This window comes from Methanobrevibacter sp. (assembly GCF_045541095.1).
Classification (GTDB): Archaea; Methanobacteriota; Methanobacteria; order Methanobacteriales; family Methanobacteriaceae; genus Methanocatella.
The window spans coordinates 1-18,925 of the sequence record NZ_JAZQIJ010000007.1 but is presented as its reverse complement, the minus strand read 5'-3'; the positions used below and the strand labels follow the sequence as shown (position 1 = coordinate 18,925).

Genomic DNA, 18,925 nt, shown 5'->3' with positions numbered 1-18,925 from the left:
TAAGATAAATTTAATAGAGTTTGATAAAAATTTAATTTGGAGTATTAAATTGGAATAATCTTATAATTCATGTCAGAATATTTGTCCAAAATATTTTGTGTTGGATGGCATTTTAATTGTTTTTCCATCGGATTATGGGTTATTTTTAAATTTATTATTCAAGAATTATTATTTTTTAAATTTAAAATAAAATAAAAAGTTTAATTGCTGGTTAATAGTTTTTTGCTAATTAATGGTTTATCATCGTCCTCAAAAAGGTGATTAAATGTTTAAAAATTGTCAAAAGATGACTATTAGCAAATGCTTTTTAATTTCACTCGCATGCATAGTTTTAATCTTTACGTCCTTTGGAATTGCAATGGATGGAGCATATGCAGTTGATTTAAATCAAAGTGCCGGTGAAATTGAAAGTGAATTAAATGTTGAAGATAAGCTGGGAAATTCTCAAGAAGAAATATTGAATTCAAAAATTGAAAGTGAATATGAATTAAATGCTGCACAGGATAACGAAATTTTGGGCAGTACAATAAGTTTATTAAGTGGAGGAACATTTTCAGATATTAAAAAAGCGGTAAATAATGCAAAAAATGGAGATACAATAAAATTAAAAGGAACTTTCGTTGCTGAAAAAGCATATGATCAAATTAATATTGATAAAAAATTAACTATAATGTCAGATTCCTCAGCAACGTTGAATGCAAAAGGTTTGACGTATATTTTGAATATTAAAACCAATGCTGCGGGATCAACCCTTAAAAATCTGAAGTTTATCAATGGAAAGAGGGAAAGCAATGCCGGTGCAGTATATATTAATGCCACAGGTATTACGGTTTCAAATTGTTTATTTAAGAATAATAATGCCTATCAGTGCGGTGCGATTTATTCTGCATATGATAATCATAGCGCCAGAAATTTATTAATACAAAACTGTGAGTTCATAAGCAATCATGCAGCAAGAGCTGCAGGTGCAATTGGTGTTTATGGACATAATACGAGAGTAATCAACTGTACTTTTGATTCAAACGGTGTATCTAACAATATTCCAAACTTAAATCCTTATGGTGGGGCAATCCAAATTGGAATGGATGACAATACTAAAGGTTATGTTTATGACTGTAAATTCTTTAATAACTATGTTCAACCTAAAGGAACCGATTCCCATGGAGGTGCAGGTTGTGTTCGTAATGGTATTGAATACAAAAATTGCCTATTTGTAAATAATTCCGCAGCACAGGGTGGAGCCCTAACTTACCATGCATCTGGTCTGATAGAAAACTGTACATTCATCAACAATTCCGCCAAATATTTTGGTGGGGCTCTATCAACAGGATATGTAGATATGGATATGGATTTATTTATTCAAAATTGTAATTTTGAAGGCAATGAAGCACCAATCGGTGGCGCAGCACAATTAATTGGAAAAAATATTGCTCTTGAGGATTGTGATTTTAATTCCAATCATGCTTCACAAACTGGGGGTGCTATAAATATCGAGGCAAACACTGTAAGCATCGATAAGTCAACATTTAATGATAATGTTGCGAATATTGATGGTGGAGGCATATTTGTAAACGGAAAAAATATTACCATTTCAGGTTCTTCATTTGTTTCAAATGATGCGATACCTGACGTTGAAAAATTAGACGACGGTTTGGGTGGTGCAATTTACATTAACAGTACTCGAGCAAGCATCAATAACAATGAATTCTACTATAACACAGCTAGAAATGGCAGTGCAATATATTATGATAAAACTGGAAGTGAATTGAAATTAACAGACAATACGTTATATCAAAATCAGGCTTGGGTTTATGCTTTGCCGATTTACGCTCATGATATCTATTATGGGGAAACTGAAAAGATCGGTTCCATAATTCACGGCGGAAACAATATTGCAAAATATGGGAATTTGTCTGTATCAAATGCAATATATAATGCTGCAGATAATCAATATCTTGAAATAGATGGTGAAACACCTGTTTTGGGAGCTACAACAAACGGCCATTTATATCAGGATGATCGTGAGTACGGTATGGACATATTGATGACCGTAACATATGAAGACGGCAGTGTAGTTTACAACAAAACATTGAAATCTGACGTTTTCGGAGAAGTAAATGATGATTTGAATAATTTAAAAGCAGGAAAGTATTTTGTTACTGCTAAACATTTTGAAGATACTTACTATAAAGCAATAACAAACACAACAACTTTCAAAGTTACTTCACAGGCAGACAATAAAATCAAAAAGACTGCCAGTTCAGATGAGATTAATTTCAAGGATGTGGTTGTTTGGACATTGAATGTAACAAATGCAGGTCCAAGCAATGCTACAGGAATTGTAATAAGAGATGTTTTGCCTGAAGGATTAATTTATATTTCAGATAACAGCAATGGGGATTATGACCCTAAAACCGGTACTTTGACTATTGATTTTCTTCAGGTCGGTGAAATATACATTTTAACCATTCAGACAAGAGTGAACAATACTGGAAATATTGTTAATGATGCAAATGTGACTGCTAATGAATATGATTATAATTTAACCAATAATCATGACGATGCAGGTATAAATGTTCAGTCAGCTAGCGATTTGGCCGTAGTAAAATCAGTAAATGTTTCAAATGTCAACATGGGCGATTTGGTAAGATGGACAATAACCGTAACCAATAACGGTCCGGATGTTGCTACAGGAGTAATTTGCAATGACTTGCTTCCGGAATCCTTAATCTGGCAAAGTGATGACAGCGCAAATAAATATGACCACAATACCGGTGTTTGGAATATTGGAACTATAAACAAAGGCGTAAGCGTAAAATTAAACATCATATCTAAAGTAAACGCCACTGGTGAAATTAAAAACGAAGTGACAGTTTCCGGCCAACAATATGATTACGATAAATCCAACAATTATGACAGTGAAATCATCAAGGTTAAACCGGCCAGCGATTTGGGTATTGTTAAATTGGTTGGCAGCAGTTCTGTTGATTTTGGCGATGTCGTTAAATGGACTTTGGTTGTTTCTAATTATGGTCCTGATGCTGCTAGTGGTGTTGTGGTTCGTGATGTGTTGCCGAAAGGTTTTGTTTATCTGAACTCTTCCATGCCGTTTGCCGATGGCGTAATCAGTATTGGTGATGTTGCAGTTGGAGGCAGCGTCAGCATTGATGTTTATACAAGGGCTGGCGTGACCGGCAGTTTCGTTAATGTTGCCAGTGTTGAAGGAAATGAATATGATCATAATTTGGTAAATAATACTGCAAATGCATCAATTTTTGTCAAACCTGCAGCGGATTTGTCCGTTGAAAAGTCAGTCAATGAATCAAATCCAAATTACCATGATTTGATTACATGGACGGTTAGCGTTACTAACAATGGTCCTGATACTGCAACAGGTGTTGTGGTTAGTGATATTCTGCCTAAATCATTGATTTTTATCAGTTCTGACGGAAATTATGATGAACATGCAGGAAAATGGAATATCTGGTCATTAAATAAAGGACTTAGCGTTAAATTAAACATTGTATGCAGAGTTAATTCAACAGGCATGATTGAAAATGTCGTTTCAGTTACAGGAAATGAGTTTGATTTAAACAAATCAAATAACGTTGATAATGAAATTATTAGTGTAGGTCCTGCTTCAGACTTGGCTGTTGAGAAGTTTGTCGATAGATCCACTGTTAACTTCACCGATGTTGTTAAATGGACTTTGGTTGTTTCTAATTATGGTCCTGATGCTGCTAGTGGTGTTGTGGTTCGTGATGTGTTGCCGAAAGGTTTTGTTTATTTGAATTCCACTAAACCGTTCGTCAATGGAGCAATTGAGCTGGGCAATTTGGCTGCTGGGAAAACTATGAGTGTTGACATATTCACCAGGGCTGAGGTTACAGGCACTTTTGTCAACGTCGTCAGTGTTGAAGGCAATGAATATGATCCTAATTTGGTAAATAATAATGCAAATGCATCAGTTTTAGTAAATCCTGCTAGTGATTTAAGCGTAACCAAATTTGTAAACAATTCCAATCCTGATTATAATGATAAAATCAAATGGACAGTTACTGTAACCAACAATGGTCCTGATACTGCAACTGGAGTTGTTGTGCAAGAATCACTTCCTGAATCATTGGTTTGGATAGATGATAACGGATATGGAAAATATAATCACGTTTCAGGCGTATGGGATGTTGGAAACTTGAAAAATGGTGAATCTAAAAGTCTGATAGTCACTACATTGGTTAATGCTACTGGTTCATTTACCAACTTTGTCTCAGTTTCAGGCAATGAATTTGACAATAACAAATCCAACAATAAAGACAATAAATCAGTCAATGTTGCTAATGCATCTGACCTGTCTGTAATCAAATTTGCCAATGCAACTTATGTTGATTACCATCAGTTTGTCAAATGGACTGTAATTGCACATAATGCAGGTCCTAACAAGGCAAATGGTGTTACAGTTGAGGATATATTGCCTGAAGGATTAAGACTTATCAACTATACTGCAACCAAAGGATTCTATGATGAAGGCATATGGAATGTATGCTGCATAGAAGTCGGCGATTCACAAACCTTGGAATTAATATGTGAAGTAACCAGAACAGGACACATTGTAAATTTCGCAAGAATCGAAGGTTTGGAATATGATCCGGATAAATCCAACAATAATGCAAACTCATCAGTTGAAGTCCCATTGTCAAGTGATCTGGTAGTTGTAAAGACCGTAGACAACAAATATCCGAACTTTGGAGATATCATCGAGTGGAGTATAACACTAACCAATAACGGTCCGGATGATGCTGAGGATATAACAGTTTTCGATATCTTGAATGATGGTTTGGAACTGATCAGTTATAATGCCACTTCCGGAGTATATGCTGACGGAAATTGGAATGTTGGATATCTGAAAAACGGATTCAGTGAAACATTGCTTTTACGTTGTCTGGTAAATACTTTGGATGATGTAATTAATGTGGTTGAAGTTATCCCACCTCAATATGACTGGAATAAATCCAATAACAGAGATAGTGAAGAAATTACACCTGTCCCTATTGCAGACCTGTCAGTAATTAAATTTGTTGATGAAGAAACTGCAAATTATTTGGATTTGGTTAAATGGACTTTAATTGTCACTAATTATGGTCCTAATGATGCTACAGGTGTTGCTGTCAGTGATGTTATTCCTAAAGGATTGACAATAGTTGAAACTATTGGTGAGGGCATATATGAAAACTCAATATGGGATATTGGTGATTTGGCCAATGGTGAAAGCAGACAGCTGGATATTGTATGTAAGATTCAAGCTACTGGAGATTTTACAAATTATGCTAGTGTTATGGCCGACCAGGAGGATCCTGATTTGGAAAATAATGATGATGAATGCAGTCTTTATGTAGCACCAGCTAGCGATATCTCAATTACCAAAACAGTTTCCAAACTCAAATACTCCGTTGGAGATTTGGTGAAATACTCCGTCAGACTCACAAATAAAGGTCCTGACATGGCCGAAAACGTTGAGGTCAGGGAAATCATGGACAATTCCTTGAAGTTAAAGTCTTTCCATGCTAGTGCAGGTGATTTTAATAAAATTAATGATGTTTGGTCATTGGATGAGTTGGATGTTGGCGAAACCGCTTTGTTAAAAATCCAGGCAATAGCTACAAAAGAGGGATCAGCTGAAAACAGTGTTTCTGCAACCAGTGACAATTACGACCCTGATTTAAGCAATAATGATGATGAAGTGTCCATCAAAGTCATTAAAAAAGGCAATCCAATAACTCCTAATGTACATAATACAATTAAAAAATACTCCAAAGTCAGTTCAAAAGCATTATCTGAAAATATTTTGATGAAAAACAAATCTGGTAATCCTTTAATGGTTTTGGTGGTTTTATTTGTATTTTCATTTGGGGCATTTTGCGGTCGCAATATCTTTAAGGAATGATAATTTAAAGTAGCTTTCAAGCTACTTCTTTTTATTTTTTTAAAACGATTTTTTCAAATTTTGTAACTATCAAAATTATTAATTTCATGGTCGATTATTTTGATAGTTGTTGGTATAACTTATCGAATAATGCTTTATTTTTTCAATTTAAACAAAACCTTTAAATAAAAGTTCGGATAAATGTATTGTTAGATATTGATGAAATAATATTTTTTTTAAAATTTTATCTATTGAGTCAATATTTTTAATTAATTAAACGAGGTGTAATTATGGCTGAAGAAGAAAATTTTGAAGAAATTTCCGAATTTGTCGACGAAGAAGAAAAATTACCTTTTGCTAAAGCGGAAGTTGTACGTTTAATGAAAGAAAATCTTGATGATGACAAAATGATCAGGGAAAGAGTAAAAGTTGAAATGAACAAATTTTTAGGAGAAGTCTTAAAAAATGTTTGTAAACAATTAAATGATTACCCTTACACTACAATAGAATACGAAATGCTTAAAGAGTCTACTTATCCTTACACTAACATTGAAAGAATCAATCAAGAAAAAGAAAGAATTTTATTACATTTAGAAGCTATTAAAGCAGATTGTAATGCATTAGCTATGGATGTTCAAAAAACTTTAAAATTAAAAGATGTTGTGGAAGAAGATACTTTCAGCTTTTCAGCATCTGCTAATGAAGAAGAGGAAGAAGAATAATTCTTCCTTAATTATCTTCAATATGACTAAAACCTGTTTTTAAATTTTTTAGTTCCTCTTCAGGAATTTCTAAAATTTCAGCGCTGTCGCTGACGATATTACTTTGACCGAATGGATCTTGGATAATTAAAGTTGCAGTTCCGTTTCCTTCTTTCAGGTCTTGAATTTGTTTTAATATATTTTTCCCATTATTTTGAGATTCCTCATCATCAAATAAATTCAATGCTTTTTTAACTGCATCTTCAAAACGGTTAAGAATACCCTCTACATTTGTCACATAACCTTCTGATTTTGGTCCGGGTTCTACTTTAATTCCCACTTCCGGAATTGACACTGTTGCAGATTGTGATCTGACCACCCTGACTGTTAATGTATTTTTATTGATTTCCAAAACATATTTTGCAGGGTCTCTCTGTTCTAATGCAATTATGTCGCTGTGCTTGAATCCGCATACCGGGCATTGGATGCTGGTTTCCAAAACTTGCCCGAAATGAGGGATATTAAGTTCTTTCATTATGGATTTGGCTTTTCCTTCAACAGAACATGCCGGACATTTGATAATCATTTCATTTAAAGATTCTTCATTCATTTAATACATATCCTTTTTCAGTTAATTCTTTTAAAATTTTATCGAGTTTTTCCTGGCTTGAAGCGCATATGGTGGTTTTCCTATACTCTGACAATTTGTATAATTCTTCCAGGTATTTCTTTTTGCTTTCATCTTCGGAAATATTTTTAATAAATTTGTCAGCCGCCTGTGAATCTGAAACATTAATGTTTCGACTCAATGGCTCTTTAAATCCTTTAATGTTATAAATTACTTTTTCAAGGCTTCCGTTATTTTTATTTATAATTATGTCTATAACGTCTGGCAGTTCATCTATCGAATTGATTAGATTCACGGTTGTGCATGTTTGGTTGATGATTGATAAAATTTTGTCAAGGGTTTTATCAATGGATTCTGCTTTAATTACATTAACGTTATTGGATTGGGCTTGAGTTAAGAGATGGTCATGAATAATTCGATTTTCTTTAAAGAAATCAAGTTGTTTTCCACCTCTGTGAATTTGAATTGCTCTTTTAACGAATCTTTCCTTGTGTGATTCTTCATCGGAGCTCAATACGAAAAAGTAAATGTTGGCAAATTCTTTAAACTGGTCTATATTTATTAATCCAGGAACTAAATGAACTCCTTCAATGACAATATCATCATAATCGGTAATTGCACGCTGAATAACTTTTTCAATTGCAGGAATGACAGCTGATGCATGTTCGTCAAATCCTGCTGAAATCAATTCATCATAGTTTTCATATCTATTTTTATTTCTCAAATGCTTATACGCATCATATGATGAACTATGGAGTGCAGGAGCGTATTCTTTTCCAATAATTCCTCTAACAACCGCTCTTAAGAAGTCACTTTCTATTAAATGTTTGATGTTTAATGTTTTTGCCAGTTCTGCAGCAATTGTTGATTTTCCAATTCCTGATGCGCTTCCAATAAGTATAACATAAGGTTTTCTCATGTTAGGTCACCTTTAAAAATTTTTTTATATAGGTATATTTATTAGTCATTTAACTTAAAACATTATACTTTATTAATGTGAAAAATTATAATTAATAATATATCATTTTTTGAAATATTTCTTTTGAAAAATTATTAAATTTACATGATTAGTTATAAGTTATAAATTATAGGTAGGGGTGAAGTTTTTGGATTCAGTTAAATCAGTAAAAGAAATTCAAGATTTAAATCCATTCATCGTTGTTGGATGTGGTGGTGGAGGTGAAAAGTTCTCCAATCTTGAAGGTGTTGAAGCAGTAGGGTTCATTGACGATAATGAGAAAAAGCAAGGTAAGGAATTTTGCAATCATGTCGTTTCAGGTAGTCTGGAGGAATGTTTGAAAGGTGCTCCTGAGGCAAAGTCACTCGTTATAATGTTGCCTATTGGTGCCGAAGGTGCTGCATTGAAATATGCGGTTCAGGCTATTGATGCTGGTTTGAATGTCATAACTTCTTTTAGGTCTTTATCAATTGAAGATAATTTGTCATTGAAGAAATTTGCTGATTCAAAAAATCTCACTATTAAGCAAATCGGTCCAAGATTGGATGTTGTCAAAAAAATTGCAGGAATCGCCCCTGAAAAATCATGTGAAATCCTACCAAAAATATCTTACATGCCAAAAGCTCCTGTAATTTTTGTTGGAGGAACCTCACAGGAGTGCGGAAAAAGAACAACCACAAAAATGTTAGGTTTAGCTTGCAGTGAAAGAGGTTTAACTCCTGCTATAATATCCACTGATGAGATGGGTATTGAAGAACCTACTGATTTTAATTTCAGAGCTGGAAGTTTATCTGCAATGGATGTTCCGGCAGCGGTATTGTCCGCAATTAAATATGTTGAAGAAACTAAACATCCTGATTTTATTTTTATTGAAGGCCAATCCAGCCTGACAGAAGATGGAAATCCTCATCCAAGGGGATTGTCAGCTGCGATTTTAATCGGCGCTGCTCCTGATGCTGTTATTGTTGGCCATAGGCCAAATCACCCATACAGAGAACCTCGCGGTATTGCAGAGGAAATTAAAGCTATTGAAGCTGTTGAACCTACAAAAGTTGTTGGTTTATCTGTCAACCTTAAAAATGCTGATTCAGATACTACTATTGAATCATTTGAATCTGAATTTGGTTTGCCTGCAGAGGACGTCTATAATAATGGGGCTTCAAAATTATTAGATGCTATTATAGAATTTTTAGAGGAGTAATTAAAATGAGTTTTATGGATGACCTTAAAAGAAGCATGGGATTTGAAGAACCTAAATCAAATAGTATGAAAAAGCAGCAAAATAATGAAAGCGCTCTTTCCAATTTGTCTGACTTATTCAACGGTTTAACAAATTCTTCTTCTAAAAACAACAATCAACAACAACCACGTCAACAATATAGGCCTAGACCTCAGCAAACACCGAATACCAATCCTAATCCTAGTCCTCGTCCTAGTCCTAGTCCAGCACCGGTTTATGATGATTACGATGATGATTATGTAATAATTCCTGAACAATCTTTATATGAAATTGTTTTAATCAGGCCAAAAACTATTGATGATATTAATTATGTCGTTGATCAGGTAATTGAAGAAAACAATCCGGTTATTTTGGATTTATCTTTTTTAGAAAGGGAAAGTGCAACTAATTTTAAAATTGCAGGTCAAAAAATTAAACAGATGAAAGAAAGATATGGTGCTCAGGCATTATTGCTTGCAAGAACTGATGACAAAGATTTAATTATTGTCTCACCTAAAAAAGTTAAAGTCTTAAACAAGGGATAAGTAGATTAATTTCTACTTTTCATATTATTTTTTAAAAACATTATATATTTCAATAGCACATACGCCACTATCAGAATAGCTATTGCCATTTCTATTTTTAATATACCATTTACTAAGTTGTTAAACCCTAATTGTGCAAGAATTCCTTTTGTTGCCAGTGCGCTGATTACAAACGGGAAAGTAAATGCAGAAAAACTTGGGTAGAAATCTAATCTAATGTATTGGATTAATTTAACGAATGCAAACAAATAAAATGCACATGCCAGACAATATAACGCCATCAGAAATTCATTTGACATGTTTTGAGAAGTATTGATATAACCTACAATCAGTATGCTGAATATTGCGGTAAATATGCAGATCAATGGCTTGTTCATATCTGGGATGCCGGGATATTTCAGATATCTGTAGATTATAACCGGAAGAGTTATTATCATGGATATGAATCCTATAATGAAAAATATGAATCCCATTTCAGTCTGTCCATGAATTCCTGATGTTATTGCCGCCATTGTAATTCCAACATAGACTATCCAGATGCTTGGGTAGATGTTTGAAATATTAAAATTATGGATGATAAAATGGTAGGTAAAGTAAATCATTAACAGAATATGCATGGCAATTCCCAAAATCCACACGCCATATGCAAAACTTGCATGAAATCCTATGAGGTATGTAGATAAAAGCATGATGCTCATGGAAAAAGTACCGAAACTGCTTAAGATTACAGGATTTTTCAAGTCTTCTTTCACTTTTTGTGAATGCAAAATGATTTTTAAAACAATCAGGATTATAAATATTGCTCCTAATGTTCCAAACAGATATCTAAAGTGGGGGTGGATGTCCTGTGTGAGATTGCCCAAGGACAATAGTGCTAGAATCAATCCGGAAACAGGCAGGGGAATATTTTTAATTAAACTCATAATATCTTCTTTAAAGTTGGATAGGAGTTATCCTCCATATCCGTAGGTTATCACATAACCGTTTTCATCAACAAGACGGAAGTAATTGTCGTCATAGTGGATTTTCACGGTTCCATCAGGCATTTTTTCACGTGAAACCTCATGTTCCCTAGGATTCCAGCCGTCGCTTGTTACTTCGCTTTCATGGTATGGTGTATATCCTTTGTAATTAATGTCATTTGTAGGACGATTGTCATCTATTGGATTGGAACTGCTGCTGCTTGATGCAGTAACTTCATTGCTGTATTTGAATTGTTTGGTTGCATTTGCAGATTTGTAGTGGTTATTTCCACTGAAACTGCATTCGATTTTATATTTGCCGTCATCCAGGTCAGTTAGGGTCAGCACGGATTTTCCCTTGCTGTTTGTTGAGAGATTATATTCTTCAATGTTGTTTCCTTTAATCAGTTTTACGCTTATTGTTGCATTGGCTATTGGGGTTTTATTCAGGTCTGTCAATTTAAAAGTGACATCATCACCGTTTTTCATAGTTTTTTCACAGTTTATAGTAATCTTGCAATCTTCGCTTCCAAAACCGTGCGCCATAAAAGTAATCAGCCCTGCTGCAAGGATTGCAATGATTATCACTAAAAGTGCGATTATAATTTTTTGATTTTTATCCATTGTATCATATCCAAAATATTCTTAATTTCTTGCCATATTTTTTTTAAGTAATTTTTCAAGTCATATGTTAAAGAATTCCTTAGCATTTTTGTAGGAGATTTTTTCAATGTTTTCCTTACCATATCCTAATTTTGTCAATTCCCTGATTGTTTTGGGAACGGATAACGGGTCGGAAGGTTTGTTGCTCATGTCACTATTCAATAAGAACTTGTCAAATCCATATTCATCTAAAATGCCAATAGCCTCTTCTTTGGTCATTTTTTGAGGCTGTACTGTAAGGCCCAACATGCAATCTGTGTTGATTGCATCTTTAACAACATTCGGATTGATATGGTCTATTACTGCCTGTTTTTCATCTAAATGCTGAGGTAAAATATCTAAAATTTCAGCTAAAACCTCTTTTTTATTCTTTCTTGGAGTGTGGATGATTACTTTTGAGTTTGTCTCGTCTGCAATGTCTAATTGCTTTTTAAAGGTAGCTATTTCAATATCAGTCAAATCTTCAAGGCCTATTTCTCCAATGGCTACGATTTGTTTGTTTTCAATCCATTTGTATAAGTTTTCATATATTATTTTCGGGTTTTCCACAGGATTTGTTGGATGTATTCCCAAGGCCACTTTCAAATCAAGCCCGTATTCCCGTGCCCTTTTGGTATCGTATTCCAAAATCCTGTTTAGATGATTTAAAAGGATCAGCTCATTTTCTATTTTATATGGGTAGTAACTGCAGGTTATGGCAATGTCAATTCCGGCAGTGTACATTTTTTCAAAATCTTCGCTACTTCTTGAATCAGCATGCATATGTGTATCAATCATTGTTTCGCCCAGTTCAAATTTAGTCAATTTCATTTTTGTGTGTTTGATTTAAAAAAACTATCTAAAACCTTTTTTATTTTTAAGTCTTTTGGAAGTGTTGGTTGATGCAGTTGTTCACTTTGGTAGGTTTTATATTTTTAGTAATAAAAATATCTATATAAGTAATACTACATAGGTGGTAAATTTGATTAAAAGTAAAGAGCATATAAAAAATTTCGATACAATCTTTGAAGATGTAAAATTCACAGCAAACTCGTTAGTTAGACTGAAAGTGTTGGCGGCCCTGTTTGACAAACCTCAAAACATTAAGACAATAAGTGACAAGACAGGAATCGGTTACAGTTCTGTTTCAAGTACAATCCATGATCTGGAACTTAAGAATTGGGTTTATAGGGAGCGCAACAAATACTACTTAACAACATCAACACGAGTTCGCATAGAAAATGTTTTGGAACTGGACCAGACTCTGGTGATTATAAACGAATTCTTTAACATATTGGATGGCCATCTTGTGGACATGATTCCTAATGAATCCGTATTGGAGCTGTATCTTCTTGGAAAGGCATATCTTATGGAATCTCAAGGTGTTGACGTATATAGAATCTACAAGTTCATTGAAAATTCTCTCTCGGATAGTGAATCTGTAAAATGTATCATGCCGATTTATTACGATCCGTTTTTTGAAGTGTTAAATAATCTTATTTCAGAAAATAAGGATGTTGAGATTTATGTTCCGCAAAATCTATTGGCAATTTTTGAGGAAAAATCAGGAATCAAAACTTTAAAACCGTTTGATGAGATAGACTCGTTTCTTTTAATTATTACAGATAAATCAATGATTTTAGGGTTTTTTATGGATAATGGTTTTTTCGATCAAAACAGGGTTTTAACATCTAAAAATAAGGATTCTTTAATCTGGGCCAATAACCTGTTTGAAAATTTTAAAAAGGGTTTATAAATGAGTTTTCACTCATTTATAATATTTTTCTATGTATTCTTCCAAATCGGAAATAGGTATCCTTTCCTGAGCTTCAGTGTCTCTGTCCCTAACTGTGACCTGATTGTCATCAAGAGAATCAAAATCAACTGTAACTGCAAGAGGTATTCCTATCTCGTCAGCTCTGGCATATCTTTTACCTATAGTTCCAGTTGCATCGTATTCAACTCTAAAACCTGCCATTCTTATCTTTTCAGTTAATTCTTGAGCGATTTCACGAGGTCCTTCTTTGTTAACAAGTGGGAAAATACCGACTTGTACTGGAGCTACTGATTTGTCAAATTTAAAGTAATCTTTACCTTCTGTTTCTGTAAAAGAATGCAGAAGCACGGAATATGTAATACGGTCAATACCGAATGAAGGTTCAATTACGTGAGGTACAATCTTTTCACCTGTGATGTCCTCTTCCACTTCCTCAAATATGAGCAGGTCTTCGGTTACTTCGTATTTCTTATCCAGTTGAATGGTGTATTTACCTTCACTTTCCAATGCTTGTTTTATTTCATTCACGTCAGCCTGTTCGATGGCCTGTTTAACTTTAGGAGAATCTCCTTTAAATATTGGTCCGAATTTAGATAAATTAGGTTTTACAACTGTTTTTTGCACTTTTTTCGGTTCGTCATATTCTACAAACACGTTCAGCTCTTCGTTACTGAATTTGGAATGTGATGATAAGTCGTAATCTCCTCTGTCAGCTATTCCTATAATTTCAACCCAGCCGTATTTGTCGGTTTTAACCTCAACGTCCCAACAGTCAAGTGCATAGTGGGCCATTTCTCCTTTCAGGTGTTGTCTGAATCGCAATACGTCTTCAGGAATTCCAATTTCAGTTAAAAACTTACGTGCCAAATATAATTGGTAAATCAACATTTCATTGGCAACAATTCCTTTGTCAAGTGCTTCACGAGCAGTAATTTCAATAGGTTCCAAATCTTTTTCCTGTACTTCCTGTGAGTTTAAACGTAATACCACATCTTCAATTTGGGAAAATTTAGGATGAGTTTTGTCTTTTGGATTTAAAAAGATTTCAGCTTCTGCCTGTGTAAATTCCCTGAGTCTGATAACTCCTTGTCTTGGTGAAATTTCGTTTCTGTAAGCTTTTCCAAGTTGAACTGCACCAAATGGTAATTTTCCTCTGAAAAACCTTTCCAGACGTTTAAATAAAATGAAAATTCCTTGTGCTGTTTCAGGTCTCATGTAACCTACTTTATCACCTTTAGCTCCGATTTCGGTTTTAAACATTAGGTTATAATTCCAGATATTGGATAATTTTCCTCCACATTCCGGACAAACAATATTGTTGTCAATTACAATTTGGTCAAGCTCTTCATTCTCGAGGCTTTCAACATCTTCTCCGATGACTTCTTCGATAATGTGGTCTGCTCTGAATACTTCTCCGCATTCTTCACATTTACACATCGGATCTGTAAAGTTATCGACGTGTCCTGATGCCTTTAGAACTTCCTTAGGCATTACTGTCGGACCTTCGATTTCATAGAATCCTTCTCCTGATACGTATTGCTTTCTCCATTTCTGCATGATGTTGTTTTTTAAACTTGCTCCAAGAGGTCCGTAATCTGTAAAACCGGATACTCCTGAGTAAATTTCAAAGGATGGCCATAAAAATCCTCTTTTCGCACTTATATTTGTCATTTTGTCATGATTCATAAACGTCATCTCCATTATTTTTTCAATTCATAATCCAATTTAACTCTACTGCTTTCAGGGCGTGTCTGACCCATATATTTACTATTTCTTTTTGGATGGCCGTATGGAACTTCTGAAGGAGTTGTCATAGTTTCAAATACGATTTGACATACTCTTTGGCCAGGATAGAGTGCCACTGGCATTGCACCTATGTTGGAAATTTCCAATGTGATTTTGCCTTCAAAACCTGGGTCAATAAAACCTGCGGTAACGTGCATGGTAACGCCTAATCTTCCCATACTTGAACGGCCTTCAACTCTTGCAACCAGGTCATCAGGTATTTTAACATACTCCAATGTTGTCGCCAGGGCAAATTCATTAGGGTGGATTATAAACGCTTCACCTTTTTCAACGGTGGTTGATTCCATATAGGATGCTACATCTTCTTCATCTTTAGGGTCGATATATGGTTTTCTGACCACTTTAAATACTTTAAACTCGTCCCCAAGTCTCATGTCAACAGAAGATGGTTGGATTTGTTTTTCATCTATAATAGGTTCGATACCTATTTTACCATCTTCCAAATATTCTCTTATGGTTTTATCACTTAAAATCGCCATTTTTTCACGCAGTAAGTTTATAATTCTTTAATTTCAATTAAATCGTCTAATCTATTGACAACATTATCAATAGTTTTTTTAGTGTAGTCGATTGTAATCGCATCAAATTTACAGGTATTTACACACAATCCACAACCTTTACAGTTATCATGGTCAATGGATATTTTATTATTTTTTAGACTGATAGCATCAAACATGCATATTTCATTTAAACACTTTTTACACATTCTGCAGTTGTCTTCCTGAAGTTTAACAGTCACGCCATCAAGTCTTTCTAATTTTTCGCTTATTTCATTATCTAAATTAGGATATACTTTCCACAAACAACAGCATGGGCAGCAGTGGCATATTGTTAAAAGACCTTTTCTGGGCTTCACGTTCATCCAGACGGAGTCAATTTTATTCCTTCCAATAATATGGCTTAAACCGGCGGCATCTGCCCTGTCAACTTGAGCCAGTGCTTCTTCCACGGTTGCCTTTTTACCGATGTGTTCTGGAATTTTTCGGGATGTCGGACCTAAAAATATGCATCCGATGTCATGAGGATAATCTTGGCAGTTATTGGATGATCTGCACAGGCAGGAATTCATGATAACGATATCATCGCAGCGTTTTATAACGTCTTTAATTATCTGTGTAGGCAGGAATTCTGAACCTTCAGATTCTATTTTTTTATTGATATTTATTGTATTCGGTATTATGATGATTTCATCATCTTCAAAAAGCATCTTGTCAATTAGTTTTCTGTATGCTTTTGATTTTTTGGTTATCTCAGCAATCCAAAATCTCCAATTGAATATGTACTGCAATACGAATATGCTGATATCTGCAAATCTAGGACGTCTCATTTTTCACCAATTTTATTTTTTAGTCTGCGCAATATACCTTTAAAGGTATGTGCCTCTCTGCTTGTAATAAATGCTCTTGAAATAATGTTGTTAAATGTTTTCAGTCCGTTTCTTTTTTTATGATCCGGAATCTCCAAACTATCTATCAAATCGCTCATGTCCTTTAACAGGTAGTCCTTTTCCAAATCGGTACTTTCATTTAAGCCTTCAACTCCAAATTCATGCTTATTTTTAAATAATTCATAAAATATTATCGCTGCAGCATGGGAGATGTTCATTATAGGATAAGTGGGATCGGTTGGAATGGAAACACAGATATCGCTTTCTTCAATTTCCTTATTTGTAAGACCGTTTCCTTCCCTTCCAAATAGAATTGCAATCTTGTTTGATACATTCATAGATTTTCCAAGTTCTTCAGGTTTTAAAGGAATTCTTGATAAGTTATAGCTTCCTCCAGCCATTCCTGTTGACGCAACTTTAAAGTCAATCCTTTGGGATTGGTAAAATTCATCTAAAGTGGGGAAAATTTTCGCATTTTTGACGATGTACTTTCCATGTGTGGCCTGATAGTATGCGTCGTTTGTCAGTGTTGGAGGATTAATCAGTACCAGGTTTTTCAGTCCGAAGTTAGCCATTGTTCTTGCAAGAAAACCGATATTTCCGGGGGTCTCGCATTCAACAAAAACGATATAAATATTTTCTTTGAAAAGACTAACTTCCTCATCCTCTTGCTCTTTTACTATTTTTGATCTAACAGTGCCTCTTGATTGGGCTTTATGTTTTGATTTTTTTGTTGAAGTTGACTGTTTTTCAGAGGTGCTTTCCTCTTTTGGTTCTTCTGAAGTCATTGTAGTTGTTTCAACAACTTTCTGTTCACTTACAGCAGTATCTCCTATTTTAATCAACTCCAATAAATTTATTCATAAGCTTTATCTATCAGTTCAAGGATATGCATTGACTTTATATCTTCACAGCCAATCGCATCCAAACCGTCCTGAAGGTTTAATTTGCAGAACGGACAAATTGTAATGACGGCATCAGCATCAGTATCTTTAATCATTTGTGCTTTTGATTTGGATAAATCCATCGCTATTTCCGGTTTTCCGGATTTGATTCCTCCTCCTGCTCCGCAGCATTGGCAAGGATATTTCATTTCTTCAAATTCAACGCCAGGAATCATTTCTATAAGTTCTCTTGGCTGGTCTTTTATGCCCTGGCCTCTTCCCAGATGGCATGGGTCATGGTATGTTACTTTCATGTCAACTTCATTTAATTTGGTTTCGTCAAGTTTGTCGACCAGAAACTCGCTGATGTCCATAACGTTCAGTTCGGAACCGAATTCAGGGTGGTTGTTTTTTAATGTAGACCCGCAGCCGGAACAGATTGTAATTACAGTATCATAATCCTTAAAGACTTCCTTATTTATGTCTACAAGGTCCTGAACGATATCTGTCTGTCCGGTTCTTAAAAGTGGTGAACCGCAGCAAACCTGGCCTTCCGGAACATCAATGTCGATTCCGTTTTCTTTAAGGACCTTAATTAATGTATGTCCTGTTTGGGGGAATTTATAGTCAACCATGCATCCGGTAAAGAAGGCTATTTTTGAACCGGTATAATTTTCAACCTCTTCAATAAATGATGTTTTGTCTGTTTTAACTGATCTTCCAGTTTTTTGGATGTTTTCTTTAAATGCAACATGCTCCGGAAGAGGTCCTGAACCATTTGCAACGGCAATAGCTCTCATTTTTTCTATTGCATCACCAAATGTGTTAATGTTTTTAGGACAAACTGATAAACATTTGCCGCAACTGGTACAGTTGTATAATCCTTCATCTAAAGCTTCTTTAAGTCTGTCATAAGTGTCTCTTGGGTCTGTATTGAACTTATTGATATATCTCATTAAGTAAGGACCACCGAATTCCTCAGTTGCAATATTTACAACAGGACAAGTGGACAAACATGAATAGCATTCAATGCAGCTTCTAACTTTCTTGGTTTCTTTTGAATCTTCTTTAGTTATGCCGGTGTTAATTTCACTGCATTTGCTGTCACATTGAAGGGATAGTTCCAAATCTTTTACCTTTGATTCAATACTTGATTTATCAACAATTAAATCTTTAATAACTGGAAAATTCAACGGTTCGATTATTGCATTGTCCTTTATGTCTTTCTGACAAGCAAGAGCTCCATTTCCGTTAAACAAAATTCCACATGAACCGCATTGTCCTGCTCGACATGAACTTCTAAAACTAATGTTGGCGTCATATTTCTCATTAATAGCCTGAAGCGCATCAAGAACCTTCATATGTGGAGTTTGTTCTATTTCATAACACTCTAAGTGAGGTTCTGAGTCTGCTTCACTATCAAATCTTGAAACATATACTTTTATCATTCTTTCCTCTCCAAATCTTCAAAAGCTTATAAATTATTATAATATTAT

Annotated in this window: 15 protein-coding genes; 5 read left to right on the top strand and 10 right to left on the bottom strand. The window is 34.6% G+C overall.

The genetic code is table 11. The annotated features are described in order from the left end of the window. Nucleotides 1–265: 265 nt before the first annotated feature. Both ACKI2P_RS00335 and ACKI2P_RS00330 read left to right on the top strand, forming a co-directional pair. Nucleotides 266–5,941, top strand: coding sequence for a hypothetical protein (locus tag ACKI2P_RS00335; protein WP_407374145.1), 5,676 nt, complete (start codon nucleotides 266–268; stop codon nucleotides 5,939–5,941). Nucleotides 5,942–6,210: 269 nt separating this feature from the next. After that, nucleotides 6,211–6,642, top strand: coding sequence for a hypothetical protein (locus ACKI2P_RS00330; protein ID WP_407374144.1), 432 nt, complete (start codon nucleotides 6,211–6,213; stop codon nucleotides 6,640–6,642). Nucleotides 6,643–6,649: 7 nt separating this feature from the next. On the opposite strand, the gene ACKI2P_RS00325 is transcribed toward ACKI2P_RS00330, so the two are convergent. Together ACKI2P_RS00325 and ACKI2P_RS00320 are read right to left on the bottom strand one after the other, a co-directional pair. Further along, on the bottom strand, nucleotides 6,650–7,231 hold the full coding sequence (locus ACKI2P_RS00325) for a ZPR1 zinc finger domain-containing protein (RefSeq protein ID WP_407374142.1): 582 nt from the start codon (nucleotides 7,229–7,231) through the stop codon (nucleotides 6,650–6,652). Further along, nucleotides 7,224–8,168, bottom strand: a complete 945-nt coding sequence (locus ACKI2P_RS00320) for a 3H domain-containing protein (protein ID WP_407374141.1) — start codon at nucleotides 8,166–8,168, stop codon at nucleotides 7,224–7,226. The genes ACKI2P_RS00325 and ACKI2P_RS00320 overlap by 8 nt, the downstream gene beginning before the upstream one ends. A gap of 187 nt (nucleotides 8,169–8,355) precedes the next feature. Here ACKI2P_RS00320 and ACKI2P_RS00315 point away from each other — a divergent pair, with 187 nt between their 5' ends. Then, complete coding sequence (locus tag ACKI2P_RS00315) at nucleotides 8,356–9,408, top strand: DUF1611 domain-containing protein (RefSeq protein ID WP_407374139.1); 1,053 nt, start codon at nucleotides 8,356–8,358, stop codon at nucleotides 9,406–9,408. A 5-nt stretch (nucleotides 9,409–9,413) separates the two neighbouring features. Beyond that, complete coding sequence (locus ACKI2P_RS00310; protein ID WP_407374137.1) at nucleotides 9,414–9,971, top strand: cell division protein SepF; 558 nt, start codon at nucleotides 9,414–9,416, stop codon at nucleotides 9,969–9,971. 5 nt (nucleotides 9,972–9,976) lie between these two features. Here ACKI2P_RS00310 and ACKI2P_RS00305 read toward each other — a convergent pair whose 3' ends face one another. Genes ACKI2P_RS00305 through ACKI2P_RS00295 form a run of 3 tightly spaced genes read right to left on the bottom strand, consistent with a single transcriptional unit; the run spans nucleotide 9,977 to nucleotide 12,373 of the window. After that, the gene (locus tag ACKI2P_RS00305) at nucleotides 9,977–10,894 is read right to left on the bottom strand and encodes a TDT family transporter (RefSeq protein ID WP_407374136.1); all 918 of its coding nucleotides are present in this window, start codon (nucleotides 10,892–10,894) and stop codon (nucleotides 9,977–9,979) included. Nucleotides 10,895–10,921: 27 nt separating this feature from the next. After that, entirely contained in the window at nucleotides 10,922–11,557 is a 636-nt protein-coding gene (locus ACKI2P_RS00300) for a carboxypeptidase-like regulatory domain-containing protein (RefSeq protein WP_407374134.1), read from the bottom strand. Between the two features lie 60 nt (nucleotides 11,558–11,617). Then, on the bottom strand, nucleotides 11,618–12,373 hold the full coding sequence (locus ACKI2P_RS00295; protein WP_407374147.1) for a TatD family hydrolase: 756 nt from the start codon (nucleotides 12,371–12,373) through the stop codon (nucleotides 11,618–11,620). A gap of 184 nt (nucleotides 12,374–12,557) precedes the next feature. On the opposite strand from ACKI2P_RS00295, the gene ACKI2P_RS00290 reads away from it, so the two are divergent. Then, entirely contained in the window at nucleotides 12,558–13,331 is a 774-nt protein-coding gene (locus ACKI2P_RS00290; RefSeq protein WP_407374132.1) for a helix-turn-helix transcriptional regulator, read from the top strand. A gap of 12 nt (nucleotides 13,332–13,343) precedes the next feature. Here ACKI2P_RS00290 and glyS read toward each other — a convergent pair whose 3' ends face one another. The 5 genes from glyS to tfrB are packed head-to-tail and all read right to left on the bottom strand — an operon-like array spanning nucleotide 13,344 to nucleotide 18,877. Continuing rightward, the gene (gene glyS / locus ACKI2P_RS00285; RefSeq protein ID WP_407374131.1) at nucleotides 13,344–15,038 is read right to left on the bottom strand and encodes a glycine--tRNA ligase; all 1,695 of its coding nucleotides are present in this window, start codon (nucleotides 15,036–15,038) and stop codon (nucleotides 13,344–13,346) included. 14 nt (nucleotides 15,039–15,052) lie between these two features. Next, on the bottom strand, nucleotides 15,053–15,637 hold the full coding sequence (dcd, locus tag ACKI2P_RS00280) for a dCTP deaminase (RefSeq protein ID WP_407374129.1): 585 nt from the start codon (nucleotides 15,635–15,637) through the stop codon (nucleotides 15,053–15,055). A gap of 17 nt (nucleotides 15,638–15,654) precedes the next feature. Continuing rightward, nucleotides 15,655–16,485, bottom strand: coding sequence for a DUF362 domain-containing protein (locus tag ACKI2P_RS00275; protein WP_407374127.1), 831 nt, complete (start codon nucleotides 16,483–16,485; stop codon nucleotides 15,655–15,657). Beyond that, complete coding sequence (locus ACKI2P_RS00270) at nucleotides 16,482–17,390, bottom strand: TrmJ/YjtD family RNA methyltransferase (protein WP_407374125.1); 909 nt, start codon at nucleotides 17,388–17,390, stop codon at nucleotides 16,482–16,484. Before ACKI2P_RS00270 ends, ACKI2P_RS00275 begins: the two co-directional genes overlap by 4 nt. 11 nt (nucleotides 17,391–17,401) lie before the next feature. Then, nucleotides 17,402–18,877 carry a fumarate reductase (CoM/CoB) subunit TfrB gene (tfrB, locus tag ACKI2P_RS00265; protein WP_407374123.1) on the bottom strand — a complete coding sequence of 492 codons (1,476 nt, stop codon included), beginning with the start codon at nucleotides 18,875–18,877 and terminating at the stop codon, nucleotides 17,402–17,404. Nucleotides 18,878–18,925: the final 48 nt, after the last annotated feature.